Source organism: Bradyrhizobium sp. CCBAU 65884, from assembly GCF_028128835.1.
Classification (GTDB): domain Bacteria; phylum Pseudomonadota; class Alphaproteobacteria; order Rhizobiales; family Xanthobacteraceae; genus Bradyrhizobium; species Bradyrhizobium ottawaense.
Genome location: NZ_LBJU01000076.1, coordinates 1 through 22,041, shown reverse-complemented (window position 1 = coordinate 22,041; position 22,041 = coordinate 1). Strand labels below are relative to the sequence as shown.

The following is a 22,041-nucleotide window of genomic DNA, read 5'->3' as shown; positions in this document are numbered from 1 at the left end:
CGCCGAGTTTTTCGACCAGCCGCGCCTGAATGCCTTCCCAGCGTCACCCTCGAAAGCCTTCACAGGTGCAGACACCGGCCCGCCTCCTGCTGCCATCGTTGCCGATCAGCTGACAGTCGCCACCATCGCATTCTGATTCGGTCGGATCTCTTGGAGAGCCCCGCGAACGCGACGCTCTGGGTCTGTCGCAATGTACGACGACTGCCTCAATTGTTCTGGTTCGGCCAGCATGCGTCGATGTCTCCTCTTCTTCAGCTGAACGATTTGTTCTTCAGCTGAACGATTTTCCGCAGGAGCAGTTCGCGGTGGCGTTCGGGTTATGAAAGGTAAAGCCAGAGCTCTCCAGTGCCATCACGAAATCGATGGTCGTACCGACCAGATGCTCACGGCTATCGTTGTCGACGAACACCTTCAAACCGTCGCATTCGATCACGGTATCGTTAGGCTTCGGTTCCGCGGCCAGACCCATCTTGTATTTGAAACCATTGCAGCCGCCTGCTTCGACCAGAACGCGCAAACCGCCGGTCGGGTGCGTCGAGGATGAAATCGCGCTCTTGATTGCATTCACTGCGCTATCCGTCAGGTTGATCACTGCTTACCCCTCATCGCTTGCATCTAGCTGCTAAGGGCAAGTCACGTGCCAGCGTGCAGCTGCTGATGAGTGCTGACTTTTTCGGATCGCGCCTGTTGGGTTTGGCACCGGTGTCGCGTACCTGACAAGGCTACTTGACGCGATCAAGCCCGCTGACGCGTTTTCTATCTAAGCTACGCCGAACGCCGCTACGCATGCGACGGCAAGCAATTTGCATCGCATCTGGGCACCGGCCAAAGCGTCGGTAAAGAGCTTAGATCGAGGACGAATCTAATGACTGCAATCGAGAACACCGCACTCGGCAGACTAGAGAAGGAGGGCCGCCTGCTCAATGCCGTACTCAAGGGAGGGACTACCAAGCCGGGCCGGTTCGGTTTTCGCGGCGACGTCGCACTAAGATTCCAAACTCAAGTCGCGGACGAGAAGCGACCACCGGATTATTCGATCGAGCAGGTTTTGACGATCGCGCAGGACGGAGAACGCACTATTTCGGTGCTGGCTGGCTACCTGCACTCTCTGGCGTATCTTGCGGACGTCGCGGCTGTCCTTGACGGTGCCTTAAGCCCAGACGGCAGCTACTTCATGTTCTGCAACAACATAGATTTGCTGGCGAAATACCGAATCAAGCTCGGTGATATTAAATTCCATGTCTTGCCGTGCGATGAATCCACCGTTTGGAAGGAGATGATGGAGCTGGTCGGCCTCAACAAGGACGACATCAAGAAGATCGATCCGGCCGGCAAGCTTGATTGCCTCCTCGATGCTACAAAGGATCTCGATCTGTCCTATGAGGAGATCTCGTACGGCGACGCGCTTAAGAGGATGGAGCCCGTGAAAAACCGAAACGAGAACCGTCCGGTCTGAGCGCGGTCTTCAGTTGTTGGGCGATGCTTCGTCTTCGGCAAGACGCACGCCGAGGACACAGATATCACCATCCAGAACTGCCAACGCGATCGGCGTGAGCGTTCTACCCTGACATGGACCTTCGATGCACCGGCCGGTGCCGAGTTCGAACGTCGAACCGTGCTTGCCGCACATCAGTCGGATACCGTATGGATCGAGGAACTGGTTCCGCTCCCAGTCCAAATTGACGCTGTTGTGGGGGCATTTATTGACGTAGCCAAGCACCTTTTTGCCCCAGCGCACCACAATGATGGGCCACGGGCGGTGATTGCCGTCATCATCGACGACCATGAGATGGAATCCCATGGCCTGGCGGCTCGGAATGTCGTTAAAGCTGCAAACCGCATAGATCGCATCTGGCTGCATTCATCGCTCGTACATCGCAAGATCTTCTTTATTGTCGCCGCGCAATCAACCCTGCAAGAACCGTACAAGTGCGGACCGCCCCTAGCCGACCCCGGTGGGGGAGCACCGGGCTGCGCAGCGCTAGCGCAGGCAGCTGCGGGCTAAGCCGCGTTGGCGGCGAGCGGCCCAGCGCTGGTCGGTGCAGCACTCTGAGCGCGATCCCGCCTCCTGACGCAAGCGCGTGTTGAAGTGGCGAGCCATTCCTGCAGCAACATACGCAATGAGCTCGAGTAGCCACCGCTTTCAGGCCCGACCTCGTCCACGGCGACTATTCGGCAGCCGACCCCGGGCCTAGATTAAGGCGCTCAAAGTACCAAGACGTGTCATCGCCGGACGACTCTGTATCATCACTCGCTTCACTCGGAGCCCGCCCGATTTTTGCTTGAGCGCCACTACTCTCGGCAGCAAGATATCCTTCAGGTTTGCCTACCCGTTGCCATTTACCGTCGGCGTTATGTGTCCATTTGTCGGGATGCTAGTGAGGATCAAGCACCCAGTGATTCCTATCACTCACAGGAACAAAGCCCATCTGAGCCAGACGGGGCTCGACGCCTGGAAACGCAGGTTTTGACATAATCAATGCTTGCTCGCCGTCCTGCCGAAGCTGATGCTCCAGTAGAACATCGCCAGCGTTCTCGACGAGCGGATGAGTAACCCGAAGATCTACTTGGGATGTGACCGCGTTTCGACCGGGAAACTGGACGCTGAATCGCCTTCCTCCTACCCGAAGTCCGCCTTCTGTCCTCAGAAGCCCAACAGTCTTGTCACCCAAACGATAGGCGTAATATCGCGCCTCGTCCGTATCTTCGTCGGTATGACCGTAGGTTTTAGCAACGTTTGCCGCGCGCTCAGCTTTTGTGGACATGAAATCCGAGTACTCCAGTGAATTATCGGCAATGTGCTTGATGTCGTCGCCATAGAAGGCCTTCACTTCTTCCCCGAACTCATCGATGTCGATCTCTTTGATCGGAGGCTGGGACATTACGGAGTACGGCCGTGTCGCTGCCTGAGACGAACTTGGGCCAGCATCGGGCGCCATGCCTGCAAGCCTTTCCGCAAAGCCCTCGTCATCTGAATTCCTTGCTTCATCAGCCTGGGTAGCGGTTGTGGATTGGCTGGATGAGCCAACAATTCGGCCATACGTCGGATCGTTCTCCTGTCGGTACGGTTTCGGGGTGCTGAGCTCGCGCGAGCTCTACCGACGATGGTAAGAGGTGTAGCTGATTATGAGCTGACGCGCCGAAGTTGAGCATCTGTCGCGCGCTCTTGTACCGGCAGCACGCGCACGAGCGCTCCGACCTGAGCCACTGGCGCAAGCGGCTAGCCAACAAGCTGGAGCTGATGCTCGCCGAGAGCCTGCGGGTGGGCGCACGAGGCCGGCGTGTTACGCAATCAGGACCTCAAGCGATCACGGCTGACACGACCGTGCAGAACACCATCACGTCCCAACCCAAGCCAAACTGCTGCACACGGTACAATCAAGGGCTCAACCGCCTGGCGAGCAAGCACGGGCTCAAGCTGCGGCGGTCTTATCCTCGCATTGCCAAGACTGCGGCAATGATGGCTTGCCGCTACGCCCATTCCAAGCAATTCAAGCGACATCAGCGGCACTTGCACTCCTGCGCAGCTGGCTCGCGCAATAATCTGCGACATCCGCCGCAAGATGGAAGGTCAGTTGCGCTCGAGAACGCGTTCGCCCTCCTGCTTGGCCGGGCCACGCAGATCTACTCGCCGGAGCAGCTGAAAGCTGTATTCCTTCCGCGCGCCGTGGGTGAAGTGCACCGGGAAGGGAGGGGCCAGCGCGCCTCAGGAGTTTGGTGCACCCGCGTCGCGTCTTCATCTCCGGCCAAAAGCGCGCGGTCTTCGGCATCGAACGCGTCGTCGCACATCTAAAGGTCGACGGTCACCGCGGCCGCTGCTACCTCAAAGGCCGCGCCAGCGATGCCGCCAACGTCATCGTCTCCGTCGTCCGCCATAACTTCCGCCGCATCCTGGCCTCTGAGGACTCTTTGGCGTCTCCTCCTGACCGCCATCATCGCTGCCTCAGCGACCACTCACCGCTGAAATCGTTCTCAACGGGCGGCTACTTCGTAGGCTTGTCGACCCGCTGCCACTCTTGATTCTCGCTGTTCGTCCACACGTCTAGGTGCTGGATAGGATCAAGCACCCGCCCAGTGGTTTACGGACCACGCGAACAAAACCCATTTCCGCTAGACGGGCCTCCATGCCTCTTGTGGCAGGACTTGACAAGACCAACGGATCATCGTCCTCTCGCAGTTGATGTTCCAGCAAGATATCGGCCACGTTCTCGACCAGCGGATCGTTGCGCCTCAACTGTTCCTGAAAATGGTCTGCTTTAATTCGTGCCAGGCCTCCTGCTCTTAGAAGCCCAACAATTTCGTCGCTTAGCTTATAGCCGTAACATTTCGCGCTCAGCTTTCTCGGAGACGAAATCCGAGGACTATTGTGGGTGCTCGGCGATGTCAACGCTCAGGCAGCGCCATCCGCCTCCCCAGGAGAAAATTGCGGAGGACACAGGTGCCACCATCGCATGCGCTTCGACGCGATCGGCAGGATCAGGCAGACAATTTTCCAGGCCCGGCGCACCGCGGCCGACTTACGCTCCTGCCGAGCGAACCGGGCAGGCTACAGGAGAAGATCGGCGCCATTGGTTCCGCAGGAACATCCCCCATTTCGTACCCCGCGGCCGCGTCTCCGTTGCGGGTTCACCTGATCACCAACGGCTCCTTCCTCCATATCCCGCCTGCTGCTGCGCCGGCCCGAGCGCGAGAGAGCGAGAGAGCGAGAGAGAGAGAGAGAGAGAGAGAGAGAGAGAGCCGCCTTCGCTCATGCAGCTTCGACTGCGGCCGAAACGTGGGTCTGGCAGTCCGCCGGGCAAACCCTGGAGCACGCACCGCAGCCGATGCACGCACCCTGATCCTTCAGAACCATGATCTTCTTTTCGATCTCATCGTCCTCGTCATTGTCGAGGTCGACAAGTTCGCCTTCCTCGTTGATTCCTTTCAAAGCCATGACATCTCGACCGCACACCTTGAAACAGCGGCCGCAGCCGATGCACTTCTTGCTATTGATCGAGATCAGATATTCTGGCGTCCAGTCACGTCCATCTCGCGTTGCAAATGACATGGGTCGGACCTCCTTCAAGTATTTTCCATCGCTTTCAGATCACGGCTCTTGCGCTCCAGTTCGGCATAGGCGTCGTGTGCCTTCTGCGCCACCACCATGATCGAGGTCCAGTTGAGGGGCAACTCTTCCGAAAGGTCGTGCAGATCCATCTTGGCCTGTACCGCCTTCACGGAGAGTTTTTTTAGCTCTGCCTTCAGTGTTTCACGATCGCTCATGAGTATCCTCAATAGTTCGCCACGTCCGGAAATTTCCGAATCAACTGGATTCCCTCGCCGACATATTTGTCGCCCTCTTGCGCGAGCTTTACCAAATTCTCAAAGCCGAAGCGGTGCACATCGCGCAGCTGCTTGTTCACGGCGATGAGGCGGCCCCCGATCAACACCACGCGGCCGAAGCCTTCATGATGCAGCTTTAGAATCGGCTGAATCATCACGCCGGTCACCCTCTCGATCGAGAGCGCGACCGCACCGAAGAACAGCTCAAGCCGCCATAGCGTATCGGGATCAGGATCACCGATAATCGGCAATGCGCGCCGCTTCTCCTTCTCCAGAATGTAGGGTTCGAGCAGGTCGACATCGCTCTTCGCCTCCCAGGCTCCGTTAGTGTCCTGAGCACGCCAGATCTTGATCAACTCCACGAGGAACGGCGCGTCGATGGCGCTCTGATGCTCTGCGCTCATATCACCTCATTCGTCGAACTCGAACGTACGCCGCCGGTCCTTTGCCATGGCCTTGCGTATCCAGGGAGGTGGTGTGCCCTTGAGTACGCCCTCGAGTTTTTCGAGCAACTCCAGAATGCTTTCTGGCTTGTTCACCTTGATAGGATGGATCTTGTTGGCCACCACTCGCGCAGCCCCGGCACCGCCAATGGCGGCGACGTAAAGAATTGCGCAATCCTTGATTGCGTCGATCTTCGGCGCCAACTTGTCGTCGTTGCCGTCTTCCTTAAGATCGCCCTCAAACTCAACTGCTTTGAGAAACACGTGCCCGCCAGGCGTGACATCGTATATCGCGATATTCCTTGCCCAACCAAAATGGGCATCGACGTATCGCAGGTCTTGAGTGGCAAACGCGACCTTCATGCACTCGACCTCTCAGCTGCGCCAACGAAGCCATGATACCCCGAGCATTGTGGCGATCTGGCCGCAGTCCGCCACCTATCGGGCGTCGGCCGATCGTACTCCTCGCGGTGTGCGATCACGAGATTGGCGATATCGAATATCAGATTGCGGGTACCACGATAGCCCACGGATAGTTGGTGTCCCGCGCCAAGCCGATCGAACATCGGAAAACCCGCACGATAGAACGGGATTTTCAGTCTCGCAGCCGCTTGCCTGCCATGCGAATGCGTGATCAGCAGGTCGCAATGCCTTGTTTTGGCAAGCTCTTCCAGATCACCGAGATCGCCAATGAGCACCTCGTTGGTCTTGATCCGCTCGATCACCCCCGACTGAGTGGTGGTCACGGCCGCGGTCACCTGTGCCCCCATGTCGTGCAGCATGCCGGACAGATCGAACAGGAGGTCTGGCTCGGCGCCGATCGCAACTTTGCGACCACCAATATGGAAGTGCGCGTCTAGCATTGCATCGGCGAGTTGACCGCGCTGGCGCCGATATTTCAATGGTATCGCGCGGCCGCTGATGTCGCTCAAGAACGTCATAAATTCGTCGCTCGGACACAGACCACACAACCGCTCGAAGACACGAAAAGGCACGCCGGTCTTGACCTGCAGGACTTCCGCCGCTCGACGCATCTGCGCGCCAATTGCAATCGTCCAGCCGGCGCGGCCCATACTCGCAATTTCATCGACGCCGATGCCGCCGATGGTCGTTGGCGTAAACTCATCGGGGATATGCCCATCGAGCGATCCCGCCACGTCAGGGAGGAAGGACGGGGACAACCCGAAATCCTCCAGTATGATACGGAGTTCATCAAGGTCGCCGGGCGTGAGGTGACATCCCGGCAGAACATTCACCTTCGATGGATCCCGCAGGCCATTGGCGTTGGGCCCTTCGACCAGCACCTCTACAATGCGCGCGACAGCCTTCTCCCAGCCGTCCTGGAAAGCGCCCTTGAAATCAGGCGTCGAGACATACACCAGTGGCAACTTTGCCAGGTGCGGATGCTTGCTCCGGATTAGCTTGAGGTAGGCATCCACATCGTCGCCGTTGGTCTCGGTGACACCGGTCGAGCAGATTCCGATGATCTTTGGCTTGGTACGGTTGTAGATGTTCAGTATCGCCTGCTCGAGATTCTCATAACCGCCGAGTACGGTCGCGACCTCGCTCATCGCGGTGGTTTGCAGCGGTACCGCCTCTTTGAAATGCCGGACAAAGAGCGTGAGCCCGAAAGACGTGCACCCCTGGGAGCCGTGCAGAAGCGGCATTGCCCCGCGCAGCCCCATAAAGGAGAATGCGCCGCCGATCGGCTGGCTCATCTTCAGCGGGTTGATAGCGCAGGCTTTTGTCGGCGCCGTGACGATGGCCATAACGCCTCGCTATTCTGCGGCCTGTCGCATGGCGGGTGGCTCGGACATCAAGATATCTTCGATGCGTCTTTGGCAGCAGCCACCGACCGCATGGGTATGCTCTCGGACCTCCGCGACGCTCCTTAAGCCGTGCGCGTAGATTGCATCCTCGATCGTGCCCAGATCCACCGTGTTACACACGCAGATCTCCCTCGCGCGGCGCGCGGTTTCCGCGAGCGCCGGGTCGCAGGCGATCGCGGCCACCGGCGATTGCATCTTCTCCATCGTCTTTGCCAATGCCTCCCATGGTGCCGGTTGACGTAGCTGCACCCACATCGGACTGGAGAGCGACTTATCGATCTCCTCCACGAGCTTGACCATTCCGACATAGCCCATATAGGCGTGACAACGCTCCTGGTTGATATCGAGCCACGGCATCGCCGCTTTCAGCGCGACGAATTGCGACTTGCCTCCCGATAGCATGATGTCCGCTTTTGCGTCCTTCAAGATCTTGTACATTTCGCGCGGCGTCATCTCCTCGATCATATGGGCATCCTGCCCCATCAGCTCCTTGATGCGTTGCTTGTCTTTCCTGGTTGATTTCTTCACACTGGTTCCGACTAGCTCAAGCCCAGCTTCCTGGAGTGCCGCAACGACCGACCATGACTTGACGCCCCCGGTGATCAACAAGGCTTTTTTGCCTTCCAATCGTCGCTTATACGGCTCGATCGCAGCCCAGGCCCGCGCTTCCTCGCGCGCGATCACCGCTTCGGTGCGCCCGAGCAGATCTGTCGGCGCACCGCGTTCAACCAATATGCGTGCAAGCTGACGCAGCGCTTCGCTCGAATCTTGGATACCGTAGAACGACCCCTCGAAGAACGGGATGCCGTAGCGTTGCTCCATCTTCCGTGCGACATTGATCATGGACTTTGAGCACACCAACATCGCCGCTCGCGCGCGATGAGATGAAGCGACTTCGCGATATTTGCCATCGCCTGAGATGCAGGAGAGAATCCGTACTCCAAGCTCGTCTAGCAATGGCTTCACTTGCCAGAGCTCCCCCGAAATGTTGTATTCCCCGATCAGATTGATATCGTACGGCGTGGCGTAGTCTGGTTCTTGCGTCCCGATCACATAGTCGAGCAAGGCCTCGCCGGCGAGCTTGTTCCCGAGGTTCTTCGAGCCGACGAAGCCCGGAGAATTAATCGGGATCACCGGCCTTGCGAACCTTTGAGATGCTGCCTTACAGACTGCGTTGATGTCGTCGCCGATCATCGCCGGGATGCACGTTTGGTAGACGAAGATGGCCGACGGGTCGCACTTGTCCATGATCTCCTTGATCGCTTTGCAGAGTCGCTTCTCGCCTCCGAATACAATATCGGTTTCGCTCAAATCGGTTGTGAATGCGGTGCGCCACAGATTCGAGCCGGACGACGCCGCGCTACGATTGTCCCAGGAATTACCTTCGCACGCGATCGGACCATGCACCAAGTGAGCGACGTCGGTGAACGGCTGCAGCGCAACCTTGGCGCCGTCGAAAGCACAGCCGCCCGCAGCACTACCCGGCTGCAGTTGTTTGGTGCAGCCCTTCTTGCGTTCAGCCTCCGACTTACTGCCATTCTTGGCGCAGCCCGGCTCGTCGAAAATATTCTGGACCGTGGCCGCTAGCGAACTCATCCTTTTTTTCCTCTCAGCGTAAACCAATTGCAGGGTCAGGCGTCGTGTGCTTGCGCCGTCTTCGAGTGTTTGGGTGACGACACGCGCATAGTCGCTCATCAACGAATGATGTCGAAGCTGTAGTCAGTTTTGCCAAGAACGTTGGTCTTCTTGTCGATCTCATCGAAGATCTTGTCCAGGATCTTCACCAGCACATTCAGGCCGCCCTGATAGCCCCATAGGGGCGAGCGGTGATGGTGATGCCGATCAAAAATCGGAAAGCCGATGCGGATCAGTGGTGTCCCAGTATCTCGCTCCAGGTACTTGCCGTAGGTGTTGCCAATCAGAAAATCGACCGGCTCCGTGAACAAGAGTGAGCGCATGTGCCAGAGGTCTCGGCCGGGATAGGCTTGACAGCCCTTCCCAAACGGCGAGCTCGCAAGCAGCACCTGCATTTTACTGTGCCAGGCCTTGTTGCCGTTGGTGGACAGCACATGGGTCGGTTCGGCGCCGAGTTCGAGCAGAAACGCAGCCAAGCCATAGCAAAGATCCGGGTCGCCATAGATCGCGAACTTCTTGCCATGTATATGGGCGCTGGAGTCAGCGATGGCGTCGACCAGGCGGCCACGTTCTCGCGCGAGTTGCTCGGGAACCTCCTTGCCGCTGATGCGTGACAGCGCCATGATAAAGTCATCCGTTGCGGATAAGCCAACCGGGTAGTTAAAGGATACGACGTCCTGGCCATGCTCAGCCAGGAATGGCAGCGTTTTTTCAGTGCACCACTGCTGCATGGAGATTGTCGCCTTCGCGTGAACCGCGTTGGCCGCATCTTCCAGCGTCGTGCCACCGTCATACATCCGGAATTCGCCGTCTGTCGGAGTATCGAAGACTTCTGAATTATCTGCGAGAATCGTGTGCTGGATACCCATTAACGCCAAGATGCGCTTGATCTCCCGAAGGTTTCCGACGGTGTAGCCATCGAACCCGCCAATGATGTTGATCGCCTCGTTAGGCTTGCGCTCCAGCTTCGGTGCCGTTCCGGCCTTGCCGTCCCAAAAATGCTCCAAAATGCCCTTGAGCGCATTGTCATAACCGGTGACATGGCTGCCGACGAAGGCTGGCGTGTGGGCGAACGGCACGTCGAAGTCCGCCGGAACCGAGCCTTTTTCTTTCGACGTCTTGATAAAGGCGTTGAGGTCATCGCCGATCACCTCGGCCATGCAGGTCGTGGAGACCGCAATCATCTTGGGCTTATACATGTTGTAGCTATTCGCGAGCCCGTCGATCATGTTGTTCAGGCCGCCGAATACGGCGGCGTCTTCCGTCATTGACGAAGAGACGCAGGAGCTAGGCTCCTTGAAGTGCCGCGACAGATGGCTGCGATAATAGGCTACGCAGCCTTGCGAGCCGTGGACGAACGGTAGCGTGCCCTCAAAGCCAACAGAGGCGAATACGGCGCCAAGCGGCTGACAGGCCTTGGCCGGATTTACCGTTAGTGCCTCTCGCGCAAAGTTCTTTTCGCGATATTCGGTCGTTTTCGTCCATTCCTTGATACGCTCGACCTCGACCGGATCACGAGGATTCTCGAATACCTTCTTCTTGGCCAGCATCTGCTGGTATTCTGGACCGCGGAACAGTTCGAGATGATCGAGCACGTGTTCGGCACTCTGCGCCATTGTTGAGAATCCTTTCACTATCGAGATTGGTATCGCCCCGACTTTCTCACAGAGCGAGATGAGTTGCTTTATTCCGCGGCGAGGAGCTTGGCTCTCGAAGCTTCCTTCCAGGGAGCCTTCGTTTTCTTCCAGACCGGCGAGTTGACGGCCATGTCCATGTCGCGCGCAAAGATCGCGAATCCGTCATAGCCGTGATATGGGCCCGAATAGTCCCAGGAGTGCATCTGCCGGAACGGCACACCCATCTTTTGGAAAACGTATTTTTCCTTGATGCCCGATCCGACAAGGTCGGGCTGGAGCTTTTCGACGAAGCGCTCGAACTCATAGCCATTGACGTCATCGTAGATCAGCGTGCTGTCCTTTACGTAATGCTGAGCTGTGCGCTGATAATCGTCGTTGTGACCGAACTCGTACCCGGTACCAATGACTTCCATTCCAAGGTCCTCGTATGCGCCAATCACATGACGCGGGCGGAGCCCGCCGACGTACAGCATCACCGTCTTACCCTCCAGGCGCGGGCGATATTTTGCGATCACGCCGTTCACCAGCGGCTGGTATTTTTCAATCACCCGCTCGGCGCCTTGCTTAATCTTGTCGTCGAAATAACCCGCAATTTTGCGCAGCGATTCCGCTATCTTTGAAGGGCCGAAGAAGTTGTATTCGCACCACGGGATACCAAACTTCTCTTCCATATGGCGTGAGATGTAGTTCATGGAGCGGTAGCAATGCAGAATGTTGAGCTTTGCCTTCGGCGTCGCTTCGAGCTCAGCCAGTGAACCGTCGCCAGACCATTGCGCGATCACCCGCAGGCCCATCTCTTCGAGCAGAATTCGTGATGACCAGGCGTCGCCGCCGATATTGTAGTCTCCAATGATCGCGACATCGTAAGGCGTCGGCTCGAACTTTGGTTTGCCGTCGGACTCGATCTTATCGAAAATCCAATCGCGCACTGCGTCGTTGGCAATGTGGTGGCCCAGTGACTGCGACACGCCGCGAAAGCCCTCACAACGGACCGGCACGATGGTCTTGCCGCCATATTCCTTGGATTTCGCTCTAGACACGGCCTCGATGTCGTCACCAATCAGTCCGATGGGGCATTCCGACTGGACCGTGATGCCGTTGTTGAGCGGAAACAGCTCCTGGATTTCGTCAAGAATTTTTCCCAGCTTTTTGTCGCCACCGAATACAATATCCTTTTCTTGGAAGTCGGAAGTGAACTGCAGCGTCACGAAGCTATCGACGCCCGTCGTGCCAACGTAATAGTTGCGTCGCGATCCCCACGAATACTGACCGCAGCCGACCGGGCCATGGCTGATATGGACCATGTCTTTAATCGGTCCCCAGACCACCCCCTTTGACCCCGCATAGGCGCAGCCTCTGATCGTCATCACGCCAGGTATGGATTTGATGTTGGACTTCACCCCGCAGTCTGACTTGCCTGCTTGGTGAACGTTGAGGTGCTTGGCACGCCGTTTCGCGGTTTTCTCCGGATAGACCTTCAGCACCTCGTCGATCAGCTCTTTGTTGCGAGCCCTGATTTCTGCGATGCTCTGGGTCGTGGCGAGACTCATCTGATGTCCTTCAAAGGTTAGCTGTTGCGCGGGCGACTTCTTGACCAAGACTTTTGCAACCAGCATGCCAGCGGCTGGTGAATACAGAAAACACAGCAGTCAAAATCGCTTAGCGTGCGTTGCCTGGTGACAGAAGTTGTTGTTGCGAACCCGACATCACGCTTTGGGCAGAAAACTCTTCTTGCTCTGTTCGAAATGGAACAAAGGGCTGGCTAGGCTGAATCGCCTGACTCATTCTCGTGCGTGTCCGTGGAGAAGCCGTGTTATGAGATCGCCGGTGGACGGATCCGGTTCAGGGGAGAGAACCTCTTGCGGATGTAGCCTAATGAAGGCGCCGTCACGGCCCGTGTTCCTGGCATTCCGGTCGAGATCCGCGGCGTGACCAACATGAACTTCCTGCGGGCGGCACTGAACGGCCCACGGCAAGGCGCGCGACCAACAGGAATTCTTCACCCCGAATCTCTGAAAAGAGTCCGCAAGGTGGCCGGCCGCTCAACATAGCCCAGGACATGCTCGAGCGCGGAGTCAATGTCGGCTTCTCCGGCGGCGAGCGCGATCGCAGAGTACCGCATCGACCTTAAAATCGAGTCGCGCATGATTTCGCGGTCTTCGGCAAGACATGCAAATCTCGGACTTCGAGTAGCGCCCTTCTGATCTGATTCCCGAAATGTATCATCTGAGGAGCGAGCCGTATTCGAGAGGGCTCGGCGGAGGTTTGATCATCCGACAAATCTCACGCGCGAGATCGAGATTAGCTTCTGCGCCGCCACTGCGAACTCCATCGGCTTTTTCTGCAGAACGTCGCTCGCCGAGCGTTGACGACGAGGTCAATGGCCGGTTGGTTGGTAACGCCTCTGTGGACGCCCTAGAACAGCATGTCCTCGGAGGACATTCGACGTTCTCGCCTCCTCCTCCAATGTCGCGGATGAGTTCTTCTCCCGATGTACGGCACGGTTTGCGCGCGGCATTTTCGCCGATCAACAGCCAGTCGCAGGCGGTTAAGTTACGCTCGCCGGTCGCTTTCCTGTGCGCGGTGACGAGGCCGCGATAGGTGTTATGTTCTGCACCGTGGAGTATTTGATCTCGGCATCTCCAGCGCGACGAGCTCGACCGGCCGGCATGCAGCTGGTTCGTATCGCGCTGCAGCGCGGTGCAGCCTTCGAGATAGGAGACGTAGGACCCTTATCCGCGATGATCAGCGTGCGCTCGAACCGGACGGTGGTGCGCTCGTTGACGCGGAAATAGGTCGACAGCTCCATCGGGCAGCGCACGCCCGGCGGCAGACGAACGACCGTCGGAGAACACCGCCGAGTAGCGTGGGGTAGAAATTGTCCGAGTCGGAACCATCGGGCTAGATATTTCTGGACCAGCTCAGGATGCTCGCGAATCGCCTCCGAGATCGGCATGAAGATAACGCCGGACTTCAGCTCCGCCGTGAACGTGGTCGCAACCGAGGCCGAGTGGAAACAGCATCGACCACGGTCTTGCGCCGCCCCTGGTTTCCCTCGCCTCCTCGGCCTGACGCTTTCGAGCACGGCGACTTCCCGCAAGGGAATTCCGAGCTTCTCGTCGGTCTTCAGGATCTCCGGATCGATCTCATCCAGTGACGAGACCGTCTTCTTCGGCTTCGGCGCCGCGCAGTAAATAGAGATCCTGGAAGTTGATCTCGCGATAGTCGACCCGCGCCAAGATGGGCTGGTCACAATCAGCCAGCGCCGATTGGCTTCAAGGGCGCATTCCAGCTTCCAGGCCGGTTCACTCTTCTTTCGGAGATGAAGGGGCCGGTACCTTCCCATAGCGCGTTGGGGGCTTTGTCGGACTCGATCAGAGTCTCGAGCCTATATCGGTACTGGTCGACGTCGATGCGCTTCGCGCCCTCGACCGTTTTTGTAGAGCCACGTTGCCTGGTCCGCTCGCGCTAGGACCATTCCCGCCGGCGCGGATTGCGCCGCAATCTCTGCGAGCGCATCGCGCAAGTCACGGCCAACTCGGGGCCAGCGAGTGAGAGAAACAGGAGACGAATCCAAAGCCGGCAATTGTCGATAGCGTCTTCACTATATTTCGCACCGGAGCTCCTCTCATCGGCTACTCTGTCTATGCCGGCACGCAGGTATCAGGCACCGGGCATACGGCGGCGCATTGCGGCGCGTCAAAATGCCCCTCACATTGGGTGCACTGGGTTGGATTGATCACATATATGTCGTTCTTCAAGCTGATCGCGGCATTGGGACATTCGAACTCGCACGCACCGCAGACAGTACACTGGGACGCGATTATCTTGTAGGCCATTACTGCGATTCCATGAGCAAAAGCTGCGGGACAGTTTCCTGTCTTCAAGTCTTGTGCCAGACAGGTTTACCTTGATTTGTATGCGCTATTTTCAAAAGCAAGCCACCGCCTCGACGTGGGTGTCGCAAATCCTACAACGGGCCCGACAGCAGCCTGATCTCGATGCCCTGGTTTGCGCATTGTCGATCTGACGGCAGTCAGCCGATCAGGTTAACCGCGTTCGCCATCCGCAGGGAACGATCTGCGATCCTTCCCAAGGCCGCCGCGCCGCGGCTACGATCGAGGCGCCGCGCGACTCAACAGAGTTCTCCGCCGGCGTGTCACGTGGACCCCCAGCCGCATCTTGTTTGTTCCACTTCACCAGGACAGCGGCGACTTCGGCGAAAGCACCACGATCAAACCGGCGCGGTCATCACCGCTCTGGTCCGCGTCTTCAGCTTGCTTCGTGCGCCAGACAAGGTTTCCGGCGATCGCGGGTCCCCAACGGGACCCGCGGAACGCATTCTCAATGACCTTGGATTAGCTGGAAAACCAGCATTCATATGCGCTCTGTGAGGCCGAAGTACATTGTCACGCATTCTGCGGGCGACTGAAGCCAGGCGTTCGTCTGGCGACCTCCGCTTCGCTCCGCGTTCCAAATGAATTCCAGCCGGGTAGCAGATCGATAGACCGAGAAAAGACCCCCGAAGGGTGGCGCAAGTCAGGAAACGCCCACAAGGGACCTCGGGATCAGGCCGCGGCCTGATCGATCGGTGAGAAGGGCAACCCGAGGCTTTCGGCCACCGCCCTGTAAGTTAGCCTGCCCCGATGAACGTTGAGGCCTGCGCACAAATGGGGATTTTCGAGCACGGCGGAAAAGCCCTTGTTGGCCAGAGCCAACCCAAACGGCAGCGTCGCGTTATTCAGTGCCTGACTCGAGGTCAGGGGCACGGCGCCGGGCATATTGGCAACGCAATAATGAATGATGCCATCCACTTCGTAGGTTGGATCAGCGTGAGTGGTCGGGTGCGATGTCTCAAAGCAGCCGCCCTGATCGATAGCGACGTCCACGAGCACCCCCCTCTTGCGCATCGAGCTCAGCATGCTCCGGCGAACCAGCTTCGGCGCGCTCGCACCTGGCACGAGCACCGCGCCAATTACCACATCCGCCGCAAATACCTCTTCCTCCACAGGGTCGATGGTCGAAAACCTAGTGCGAACGCGTCCTGCGAATAGCTCATCCAACTCCCGGAGCCGGAGTATCGAACGATCGATGATGGTCACCTCCGCGCCCAGACCGACCGCCATGCGTGCCGCGTGCGTACCGACGACGCCGCCTCCGATCACCACGATTCGGGCCGGTTGGACACCGGGCACCCCACCGATCAACAGCCCTCGTCCACCTGCACTTCGCTTGAGGGCGCTACCCGCCGCTTCGATCGCAAGCCTCCCCGCGACCTCGCTCATCGGCGCCAGCAGTGGAAGACCACCACGGGCATCAGTTACGGTCTCGTAGGCGATCGCGGTGCATCCAGATTTCGGGAGGCCGTTGGCCTGGTCCGGGTCGGGCGCCAGATGCAAATAAGTGAACAGGATCTGATTCTCCCGCAGCTGACACCATTCGGACGGCTGAGGCTCTTTAACCTTTATGATCATCTCGCCCGATGCGAATACCTCAGCTGCGGAAGTTAAAATCGTTGCGCCAGCATTGCGATAATCGTCATCGGTTGCGCCAATGCCACCGCCAGCATTGGTCTCGATCATCACGTGGTGGCCCGCCGCCACGTATTCGCGGGCAGCGCCAGGGGTAAGGCCCACGCGATATTCGTGCGCCTTGATTTCCTTGGGGACTCCGACCTTCATTTGAAAACTCCCTGCCTAGAGCGCCTTTCTAATCGGAAGCGCGCACCGATGCTGCGACCCAGCCAACAGATTAGCGCAGGAATTCAGCGATATTTGACACACTTCGCAGGATTTCAAACCCACCAGCGCCGAGCGGTTCGTGTGACCATGTCTGGCTGAGCTTAGCCGCCGAAACCGCGCTATTCGATGGGTCGTTTCGAATTGCATTCTCGCACGTAAGATCGCAGTCTGCCACTTGGGCTGGATTGCCGTAGAAGGGATCGTTTGCAAAACTGGACGATGCAAAACGTCGACGGATTCGAAGCAATTGTTCGCCCCACAACCGATCAGACGATTCGGCGGCCGCCGAAACCGGTTGCCATCTTTACAAATTTCTGATCTTCAGCCACAGCCTCACCGATATCAGCTGCATCGTACCCGAGCGGGTGCCCTTCATGGCTGCAAGCACGGCATCGGGCAAATCAGGCGCGACGATCGCAACGAGCTTGCCCTCATTGGCGACATGGATCGGATCGAGTCCAAGGAATTCGCAGCTAGCCGCAACGCGGGCTTCACTGGAACGTTGCTTCCTGCAGACGAAAAGCGAGCTCGGATTGATGTCCAATCTCGTTAAGGGTCGTGGCAAGCCCACCGCCCGTGGCGTCGCACATCACCCCAATGCCGCGCGACAACCATGATCGCTACAAGCTTATGCAGCGCCCCGAAATTCCAGACGATCTCGGCTTATTCTGACGTTTTGACATGATCGCCACCTCAGGATCGCGAGGCTATCGGACGCCAATACACGGTTCCCAGCCCTTGCCTCATCGGCGGAGAGATCGAGCCCATCCGCCAAAATCCCGGCGCGTCGTTTCCGTGAGCAATAGCAGCATCGCAAAGCCTCATAGGCAACTACTGTGACGGGACCGCTTCCATCCATCTAACGGCGGCAGCCGCTCGTTTGTCAGTAGCAATTCCTGTGCCGCGTGCGAACTGTGCGCGCTCTATGCTCAACGTGAGAGAAATCTGCATAGACGCGACGTCACTGTGGAGTGGATCTAACGCCCTGTCAGATTTCTGGCATCTTTGTCTCCGAACATACAGCGACAGTCGCGCAACGAAACGGCAGAATTTGAGGCTCCGACAAACGCCTGTTTGGTTGTCGATGGCTCAAAGGCCGCACTTGCCGGGCCGGTAATGGACCGGATGGTAGGAACCCTGCCGTTTGGCAACAACGCGAATGATCTAGGCGAGAAATCATCGTAAGGCTGGTTCTGCGACTCGGCAAAAGGCGCGAGGGGCCGAGAGCGCTTGGAGCCAAATGTCGCTTCGACGACCGGGTTGTGCCCCTCGCAACTACGCAGTGCATCAGAGGCGATTGTTTCCGCGCAATCGAATTCCCAAACCAGGCTTCCATCGCATGGATGCCTACAATCCAAATTATCAATTTTACCAATGCCACGTACTGTTGCATCCATCTCAGCAATCGGCGCGTACCGCTCAAGCTCGGGCTTCGAGGCCGAGACGTGACTGCGCTAATGCTGCTAGCTGCTTAACTGACGAGTCACGCTGCAACTTCTTGTTCGACTTTGCGAACGCGGTCCGATCGGCCAAGCCGATGGCGCTCGGATGCAGACGGTTTGTCCGCAGTGCTTAATCGGCCGCAGTTTGGCATCTGGTGCATATCTTGCTTCACGAGAAAGGATAACCTAACTGAACGCCTGCCCTTGGAACGACGCGCCGGCTCTCGGAATCGTCTTCAATCGGACACGGCTAAAAAGATGAGTCTCGTCTGACGCTGTCGCCCTCAACAACGGCGGCGGCTCACATTCGAGTATATTCGGGAAGGAAGCGTCATGACCACCATAGCAACTGCGGCGCCCGCGCGTTCGTCGCAAAGTTGGTATAAGATTCTCTACGTCCAGGTGCTGATCGCGATTTTGATTGGCGCCATGGTCGGGTGTCTGTGGCCGTCCGTCGCAACCAGCGACTGGGTCAAGGCGCTCGGTGACGGGTTCATCAAACTCATCAAGATGGTGATCGCGCCGATTATTTTCTGCACCGTCACATCTGGTATCGCGCATATTCAGGATGCGAAGAAAGTCGGGCGGGTCGGCGTCAAGGCGCTGGTCTATTTCGAGATCGTCTCCAGCTTTGCCTTGCTGTTGGGCCTCGTCATGGGCAATCTGGTCCAAATCGGGCATGGCCTTGCGGTCAAGCCCGATGCTGCAGCGGTCGCCGATTACGTCAAGCAGGCGGAAGCCTCGAAGACCGTCGATTTCTTTCTCAACATCATTCCCGATACCGTAGCCGGCGCCTTTGCTCGCGGCGATGTTCTGCAAGTTCTTCTGTTCGCGATCCTGTTTGGCTTTTCGCTGATGGCGCTGGGAGAGCGTGGGGAGCGCCTGCGCGGCATGATTGACGACGTCGCGCACGCGGTGTTCGGCGTAATCGCTATCATAATGAAAGCGGCCCCGATCGGCGCCTTCGGCGCCATGGCCTTCACCATCGGCAAGTTCGGGCCGGCAGCACTCGGCAATCTGATCGGTCTGATCGCGCTGTTTTACGCGACGGCGGCGCTATTTGTGGTGGTGGTGCTCGGCTTGATCGCGCGCCTCGTCGGCTTTTCGATATTCAAGTTCATTGTCTATATCAAGGACGAGATTCTGATCGTGCTCGGCACTTCCTCCTCTGAAAGCGCGCTGCCGCAATTGATGGAGAAGCTCGAACGACTGGGCTGCTCCAAGCCCGTTGTCGGCTTGGTGGTGCCAACCGGCTACTCCTTTAATCTAGACGGCACCAACATCTATATGACACTTGCGACATTGTTCATTGCCCAGGCGCTCGGGGTCGATCTCACTTTTGGCCAGCAGCTCACGATCCTGCTCGTGGCAATGCTAACTTCGAAGGGAGCAAGTGGCGTCACAGGGGCGGGCTTTATCACGCTCGCTGCGACGCTGTCGGTGGTCAACCCGGCCCTGGTGCCGGGCATGGCGATCGTGTTTTCGATCGACAAGTTCATGAGCGAGGTGCGCGCCCTTACCAACATCACCGGCAATGGCATTGCCGCCGTGTTTGTGTCCTGGTGGGAAAACGAGCTCGAACACAAGACGCTGCAGGCTGGTCTCAACCAGCCTAGCGTTTCCACTTCTATCGACGGTAGAAGCACAATGAGGTAAGTTTCGGACCTTAACCGCCTCCATTCGCAGAGGTGTCGAATTCGAGCACAGCCACAATTCTCGTAGTTTGAATCCGCACCGCGGACTTGACACGAGCCGGAACTTCTCGCGTGATCTCCACCGCAGCCCTTGCTCGGCGTCGCACGCGGGGCAGCCGCGCCTGAAAAGATGCTACGCGTGAGCCAGAGTACGAGCTTTTCTGACGGTAATTTTAAGCGCGTCTTTCGCCGCCGAGGCACCCGGCTGTCTGAACGCTTGTGCAACATTTTGCCGAGTCAGATAACAGGGTTGCGACAGATCGTGTCCAGCCTGACGGACCTAGGTGGTAGTCCGCCATGTGCGCGGTCACTATATTTGCCTCCCCCGACTAACGATTTGGTAGCGATCTTGCTGACGCACCTCGTCATCCGTTGTTACGGTCCCCGCTGCGGCATTGTGATGGGTGTGATCAGTATGGACTAGATGGCACTTGGACGGAGCCCTGGCCGCTCGCACACGGCTAGTGTCGGTTCGGCATCGCTTTGCGCGCTCAAGTCCTCCGCGCCTAGGCGCGATGGACGTAGCGCCTCGGAAGCAGTCCTCGTAACTCCGCCTTCGTGTCTTGGACCATGAGCTAGCGCTGTCTTCGCATGGCGGATCGTGCCGGCGAGATGAGTGGTCCGGCAGCTTGTCCTGTTCTTTCGGGGCTGGGCGAGGCGCGCCTGATTGTTCCGCTTGAAAGTCCTGGGTGGACTCCGGCCGCTGTCCTCGTGCCGCTGCATAAGGGGTTGTCATCGGCGGCAGCCCTCAAGCGCCTGGCCCGAGGGGGGAGGAAAGCAGACATCTCAGCTTCGATTGGAGGGGTGTCGGCGCGCCATATTGCAGCGTTTAGGACAACTATACCTATGTTTGTAATGCGTTTTTTCTCGGGGCGTGCTGAGTTCAACAGCAAGCAACTATCTCAGAACCGCTCCGCGGCCTGGCGCCGAGGATTGCCCCATTTTTGCCTAAAATGTCATAACTCACCCGCTGGAGAACAGGCGGGACGGTATCAGATGCCTAGCCACATCAGCAGTTTTAGACGTTCAGCCCCTCAGTTTACATTCGGCAGCGCAATGCTAGCCATGGCAACACTGTCTTGCTTGTACCTTCAGGCGCATTTCGCCGCAACGGCGTTCGTATACTTGTTAGTGATCTTGCTGTTTTCGTTGATGGGCAGCTTCATCGCCTCATCTGCGCTTTGCGTCGTAGCTATCGCTGCTCTCGCCTACTACTTCGCGCCACTGGCGTTCGCTCTGCGAATCGATGACCCCCAAGATCTTCCGGTGGTTGTTGCATTTTTTATTGTCTCCATTGTGGGAACGCACCTAATCGGAAAGCTCCGTCAGGAAAGAGAGGCTGCGCACGAGGCTGCGGCCAAGCTCCAGCAGAGTGCGGCGGATTTAGAGGATCGCGAAAAACGCTGGCGCGCAATCTTCGAGCACAATCCGGCCATGTACTTCATGGTCGACGAAGCCGGCACTGTCCTGAACGTCAATACGTTCGGCGCGACACAACTGGGTTTTGCTCGTGCTGAACTGACTGGTCAGTCCCTGCTGCGCGTATTTCTCGAGGAGGATCGCGCGTTCGTTGGGGAATGCATTCGGACGTGCCTTGAGGATATCGGTCAATCGCACACGTGGGACGTCCAGAAAGTCAGGAAGGACGGCTCGCCCCCCCCCCCCCCCCCCCCCCCCCCCCCCCCCCCCCCCCGTCTTGTGGGTACGTGAAAGCGCCAAAGCCATGCTCTGGGCGGATGAGCAGCCCATTGTCCTTGTCGCCTGCGAAGACATTACGGAACGAAGGCGGACCGAACTTGCCCTGCAGCGGAGTGAAGCACATTTGGCCCAGGCGCAGGAGTTGAGTCATACGGGCAGCTTCAGCTGGAACGTCACCAGGGGGGAGGCCTTCTGGTCCAAGGAAACATTTCGGATCTTCCAATTAGATCCTGAGACAGTAACACCGGGGCCGCAGCTCGTCGTTGAGCGCACTCATCCAGATGATAGGGCGTCGGTTCGAGAAATTATCGATCGCGCGATGCGAGACCCGTGCGATTTCGAGCACGAATACCGGCTGCTGCTGCCGGATAGCTCGGTCAAGCACATTCATGCGCAGGCACGAGCGACGAGGACAGCCTCTGGTGATATCGAGTTTGTTGGGGCAGCTACGGATGTTACGGCGGCCAGGCGAGCAGAACAGCAGCTGCGCCGCAGCGAGGCCTATCTGGCCGAAGCCCAGCATCTCAGTCACACGGGCAGCTGGTCCTGGGACGTCTACGGCCTAGATTTCGTGTATCGCTCTGCCGAGGTCGATCATCT

General features: G+C 57.9%; 15 protein-coding genes and 4 pseudogenes. 4 read left to right on the top strand and 15 right to left on the bottom strand.

Translation table 11 applies throughout. The features are described from left to right. Positions 1 to 271: 271 nt before the first annotated feature. Positions 272 to 592 (bottom strand): HesB/IscA family protein, encoded by a 321-nt coding sequence (locus XI03_RS03750; protein WP_271591364.1) that lies wholly within the window; start codon positions 590 to 592, stop codon positions 272 to 274. A gap of 273 nt (positions 593 to 865) precedes the next feature. On the opposite strand from XI03_RS03750, the gene XI03_RS03745 reads away from it, so the two are divergent. Further along, positions 866 to 1,456 carry a hypothetical protein gene (locus XI03_RS03745; protein WP_271591363.1) on the top strand — a complete coding sequence of 197 codons (591 nt, stop codon included), beginning with the start codon at positions 866 to 868 and terminating at the stop codon, positions 1,454 to 1,456. Between the two features lie 9 nt (positions 1,457 to 1,465). On the opposite strand, the gene XI03_RS03740 is transcribed toward XI03_RS03745, so the two are convergent. Both XI03_RS03740 and XI03_RS03735 read right to left on the bottom strand, forming a co-directional pair. Further along, a complete protein-coding gene (locus XI03_RS03740) occupies positions 1,466 to 1,861 on the bottom strand; it encodes a Rieske (2Fe-2S) protein (protein ID WP_271591362.1) in 396 nt (131 codons plus the stop codon). A 514-nt stretch (positions 1,862 to 2,375) separates the two neighbouring features. After that, on the bottom strand, positions 2,376 to 2,882 hold the full coding sequence (locus XI03_RS03735; protein WP_271591361.1) for a hypothetical protein: 507 nt from the start codon (positions 2,880 to 2,882) through the stop codon (positions 2,376 to 2,378). Positions 2,883 to 3,184: 302 nt separating this feature from the next. Between XI03_RS03735 and XI03_RS03730 the strand changes: the two are divergent. Then, positions 3,185 to 3,897: pseudogene (locus XI03_RS03730) on the top strand (hypothetical protein); the annotation flags it as partial. Positions 3,898 to 4,747: 850 nt separating this feature from the next. Here XI03_RS03730 and fdxB read toward each other — a convergent pair. From fdxB to XI03_RS40460, 12 genes and pseudogenes are all read right to left on the bottom strand, one after another. After that, positions 4,748 to 5,047 (bottom strand): ferredoxin III, nif-specific, encoded by a 300-nt coding sequence (gene fdxB / locus XI03_RS03725; protein WP_271591360.1) that lies wholly within the window; start codon positions 5,045 to 5,047, stop codon positions 4,748 to 4,750. A 14-nt stretch (positions 5,048 to 5,061) separates the two neighbouring features. Further along, the gene (locus tag XI03_RS03720; RefSeq protein WP_271591359.1) at positions 5,062 to 5,262 is read right to left on the bottom strand and encodes a CCE_0567 family metalloprotein; all 201 of its coding nucleotides are present in this window, start codon (positions 5,260 to 5,262) and stop codon (positions 5,062 to 5,064) included. A gap of 8 nt (positions 5,263 to 5,270) precedes the next feature. Beyond that, positions 5,271 to 5,726 carry a NifX-associated nitrogen fixation protein gene (locus tag XI03_RS03715; protein WP_271591358.1) on the bottom strand — a complete coding sequence of 152 codons (456 nt, stop codon included), beginning with the start codon at positions 5,724 to 5,726 and terminating at the stop codon, positions 5,271 to 5,273. Between the two features lie 6 nt (positions 5,727 to 5,732). Next, positions 5,733 to 6,128 carry a nitrogen fixation protein NifX gene (gene nifX / locus XI03_RS03710; RefSeq protein WP_271591357.1) on the bottom strand — a complete coding sequence of 132 codons (396 nt, stop codon included), beginning with the start codon at positions 6,126 to 6,128 and terminating at the stop codon, positions 5,733 to 5,735. Next, positions 6,125 to 7,534 carry a nitrogenase iron-molybdenum cofactor biosynthesis protein NifN gene (gene nifN, locus XI03_RS03705; protein WP_271591356.1) on the bottom strand — a complete coding sequence of 470 codons (1,410 nt, stop codon included), beginning with the start codon at positions 7,532 to 7,534 and terminating at the stop codon, positions 6,125 to 6,127. Before nifN ends, nifX begins: the two co-directional genes overlap by 4 nt. A gap of 9 nt (positions 7,535 to 7,543) precedes the next feature. After that, on the bottom strand, positions 7,544 to 9,190 hold the full coding sequence (gene nifE, locus XI03_RS03700) for a nitrogenase iron-molybdenum cofactor biosynthesis protein NifE (RefSeq protein WP_271591373.1): 1,647 nt from the start codon (positions 9,188 to 9,190) through the stop codon (positions 7,544 to 7,546). A gap of 98 nt (positions 9,191 to 9,288) precedes the next feature. Further along, a complete protein-coding gene (nifK, locus tag XI03_RS03695) occupies positions 9,289 to 10,845 on the bottom strand; it encodes a nitrogenase molybdenum-iron protein subunit beta (protein ID WP_271591355.1) in 1,557 nt (518 codons plus the stop codon). 68 nt (positions 10,846 to 10,913) lie between these two features. Then, a complete protein-coding gene (gene nifD / locus XI03_RS03690) occupies positions 10,914 to 12,416 on the bottom strand; it encodes a nitrogenase molybdenum-iron protein alpha chain (RefSeq protein WP_271591372.1) in 1,503 nt (500 codons plus the stop codon). Positions 12,417 to 13,135: 719 nt separating this feature from the next. Next, positions 13,136 to 14,280, bottom strand: a pseudogene (locus XI03_RS03685) (SufD family Fe-S cluster assembly protein). 230 nt (positions 14,281 to 14,510) lie between these two features. After that, positions 14,511 to 14,705, bottom strand: coding sequence for a 4Fe-4S dicluster domain-containing protein (locus XI03_RS03680; protein ID WP_271591354.1), 195 nt, complete (start codon positions 14,703 to 14,705; stop codon positions 14,511 to 14,513). Positions 14,706 to 15,434: 729 nt separating this feature from the next. Next, positions 15,435 to 16,547 carry an alanine dehydrogenase gene (ald, locus tag XI03_RS03675; RefSeq protein WP_271591353.1) on the bottom strand — a complete coding sequence of 371 codons (1,113 nt, stop codon included), beginning with the start codon at positions 16,545 to 16,547 and terminating at the stop codon, positions 15,435 to 15,437. 295 nt (positions 16,548 to 16,842) lie between these two features. After that, a pseudogene (locus XI03_RS40460) lies at positions 16,843 to 17,388 on the bottom strand (AIR synthase-related protein); the annotation flags it as partial. A 994-nt stretch (positions 17,389 to 18,382) separates the two neighbouring features. Here XI03_RS40460 and dctA point away from each other — a divergent pair. Both dctA and XI03_RS03665 read left to right on the top strand, forming a co-directional pair. Next, a complete protein-coding gene (dctA, locus tag XI03_RS03670; RefSeq protein ID WP_271591352.1) occupies positions 18,383 to 19,705 on the top strand; it encodes a C4-dicarboxylate transporter DctA in 1,323 nt (440 codons plus the stop codon). Positions 19,706 to 20,739: 1,034 nt separating this feature from the next. Continuing rightward, a pseudogene (locus XI03_RS03665) lies at positions 20,740 to 22,041 on the top strand (PAS domain S-box protein); the annotation flags it as partial.

Excerpts from the sequence above, each read along its gene's own strand:
- nifK (WP_271591355.1), bottom strand. The coding sequence starts at position 10,845 with ATGGCGCAGAGTGCCGAACACGTGCTCGATCATCTCGAACTGTTCCGC.
- XI03_RS03680 (WP_271591354.1), bottom strand. The coding sequence starts at position 14,705 with ATGGCCTACAAGATAATCGCGTCCCAGTGTACTGTCTGCGGTGCGTGC.
- nifD (WP_271591372.1), bottom strand. The coding sequence starts at position 12,416 with ATGAGTCTCGCCACGACCCAGAGCATCGCAGAAATCAGGGCTCGCAAC.
- nifN (WP_271591356.1), bottom strand. The coding sequence starts at position 7,534 with ATGGCCATCGTCACGGCGCCGACAAAAGCCTGCGCTATCAACCCGCTG.
- nifX (WP_271591357.1), bottom strand. The coding sequence starts at position 6,128 with ATGAAGGTCGCGTTTGCCACTCAAGACCTGCGATACGTCGATGCCCAT.
- XI03_RS03745 (WP_271591363.1), top strand. The coding sequence starts at position 866 with ATGACTGCAATCGAGAACACCGCACTCGGCAGACTAGAGAAGGAGGGC.
- XI03_RS03735 (WP_271591361.1), bottom strand. The coding sequence starts at position 2,882 with ATGTCCCAGCCTCCGATCAAAGAGATCGACATCGATGAGTTCGGGGAA.
- fdxB (WP_271591360.1), bottom strand. The coding sequence starts at position 5,047 with ATGTCATTTGCAACGCGAGATGGACGTGACTGGACGCCAGAATATCTG.
- nifE (WP_271591373.1), bottom strand. The coding sequence starts at position 9,190 with ATGAGTTCGCTAGCGGCCACGGTCCAGAATATTTTCGACGAGCCGGGC.
- dctA (WP_271591352.1), top strand. The coding sequence starts at position 18,383 with ATGACCACCATAGCAACTGCGGCGCCCGCGCGTTCGTCGCAAAGTTGG.
- ald (WP_271591353.1), bottom strand. The coding sequence starts at position 16,547 with ATGAAGGTCGGAGTCCCCAAGGAAATCAAGGCGCACGAATATCGCGTG.
- XI03_RS03720 (WP_271591359.1), bottom strand. The coding sequence starts at position 5,262 with ATGAGCGATCGTGAAACACTGAAGGCAGAGCTAAAAAAACTCTCCGTG.
- XI03_RS03715 (WP_271591358.1), bottom strand. The coding sequence starts at position 5,726 with ATGAGCGCAGAGCATCAGAGCGCCATCGACGCGCCGTTCCTCGTGGAG.
- XI03_RS03740 (WP_271591362.1), bottom strand. The coding sequence starts at position 1,861 with ATGCAGCCAGATGCGATCTATGCGGTTTGCAGCTTTAACGACATTCCG.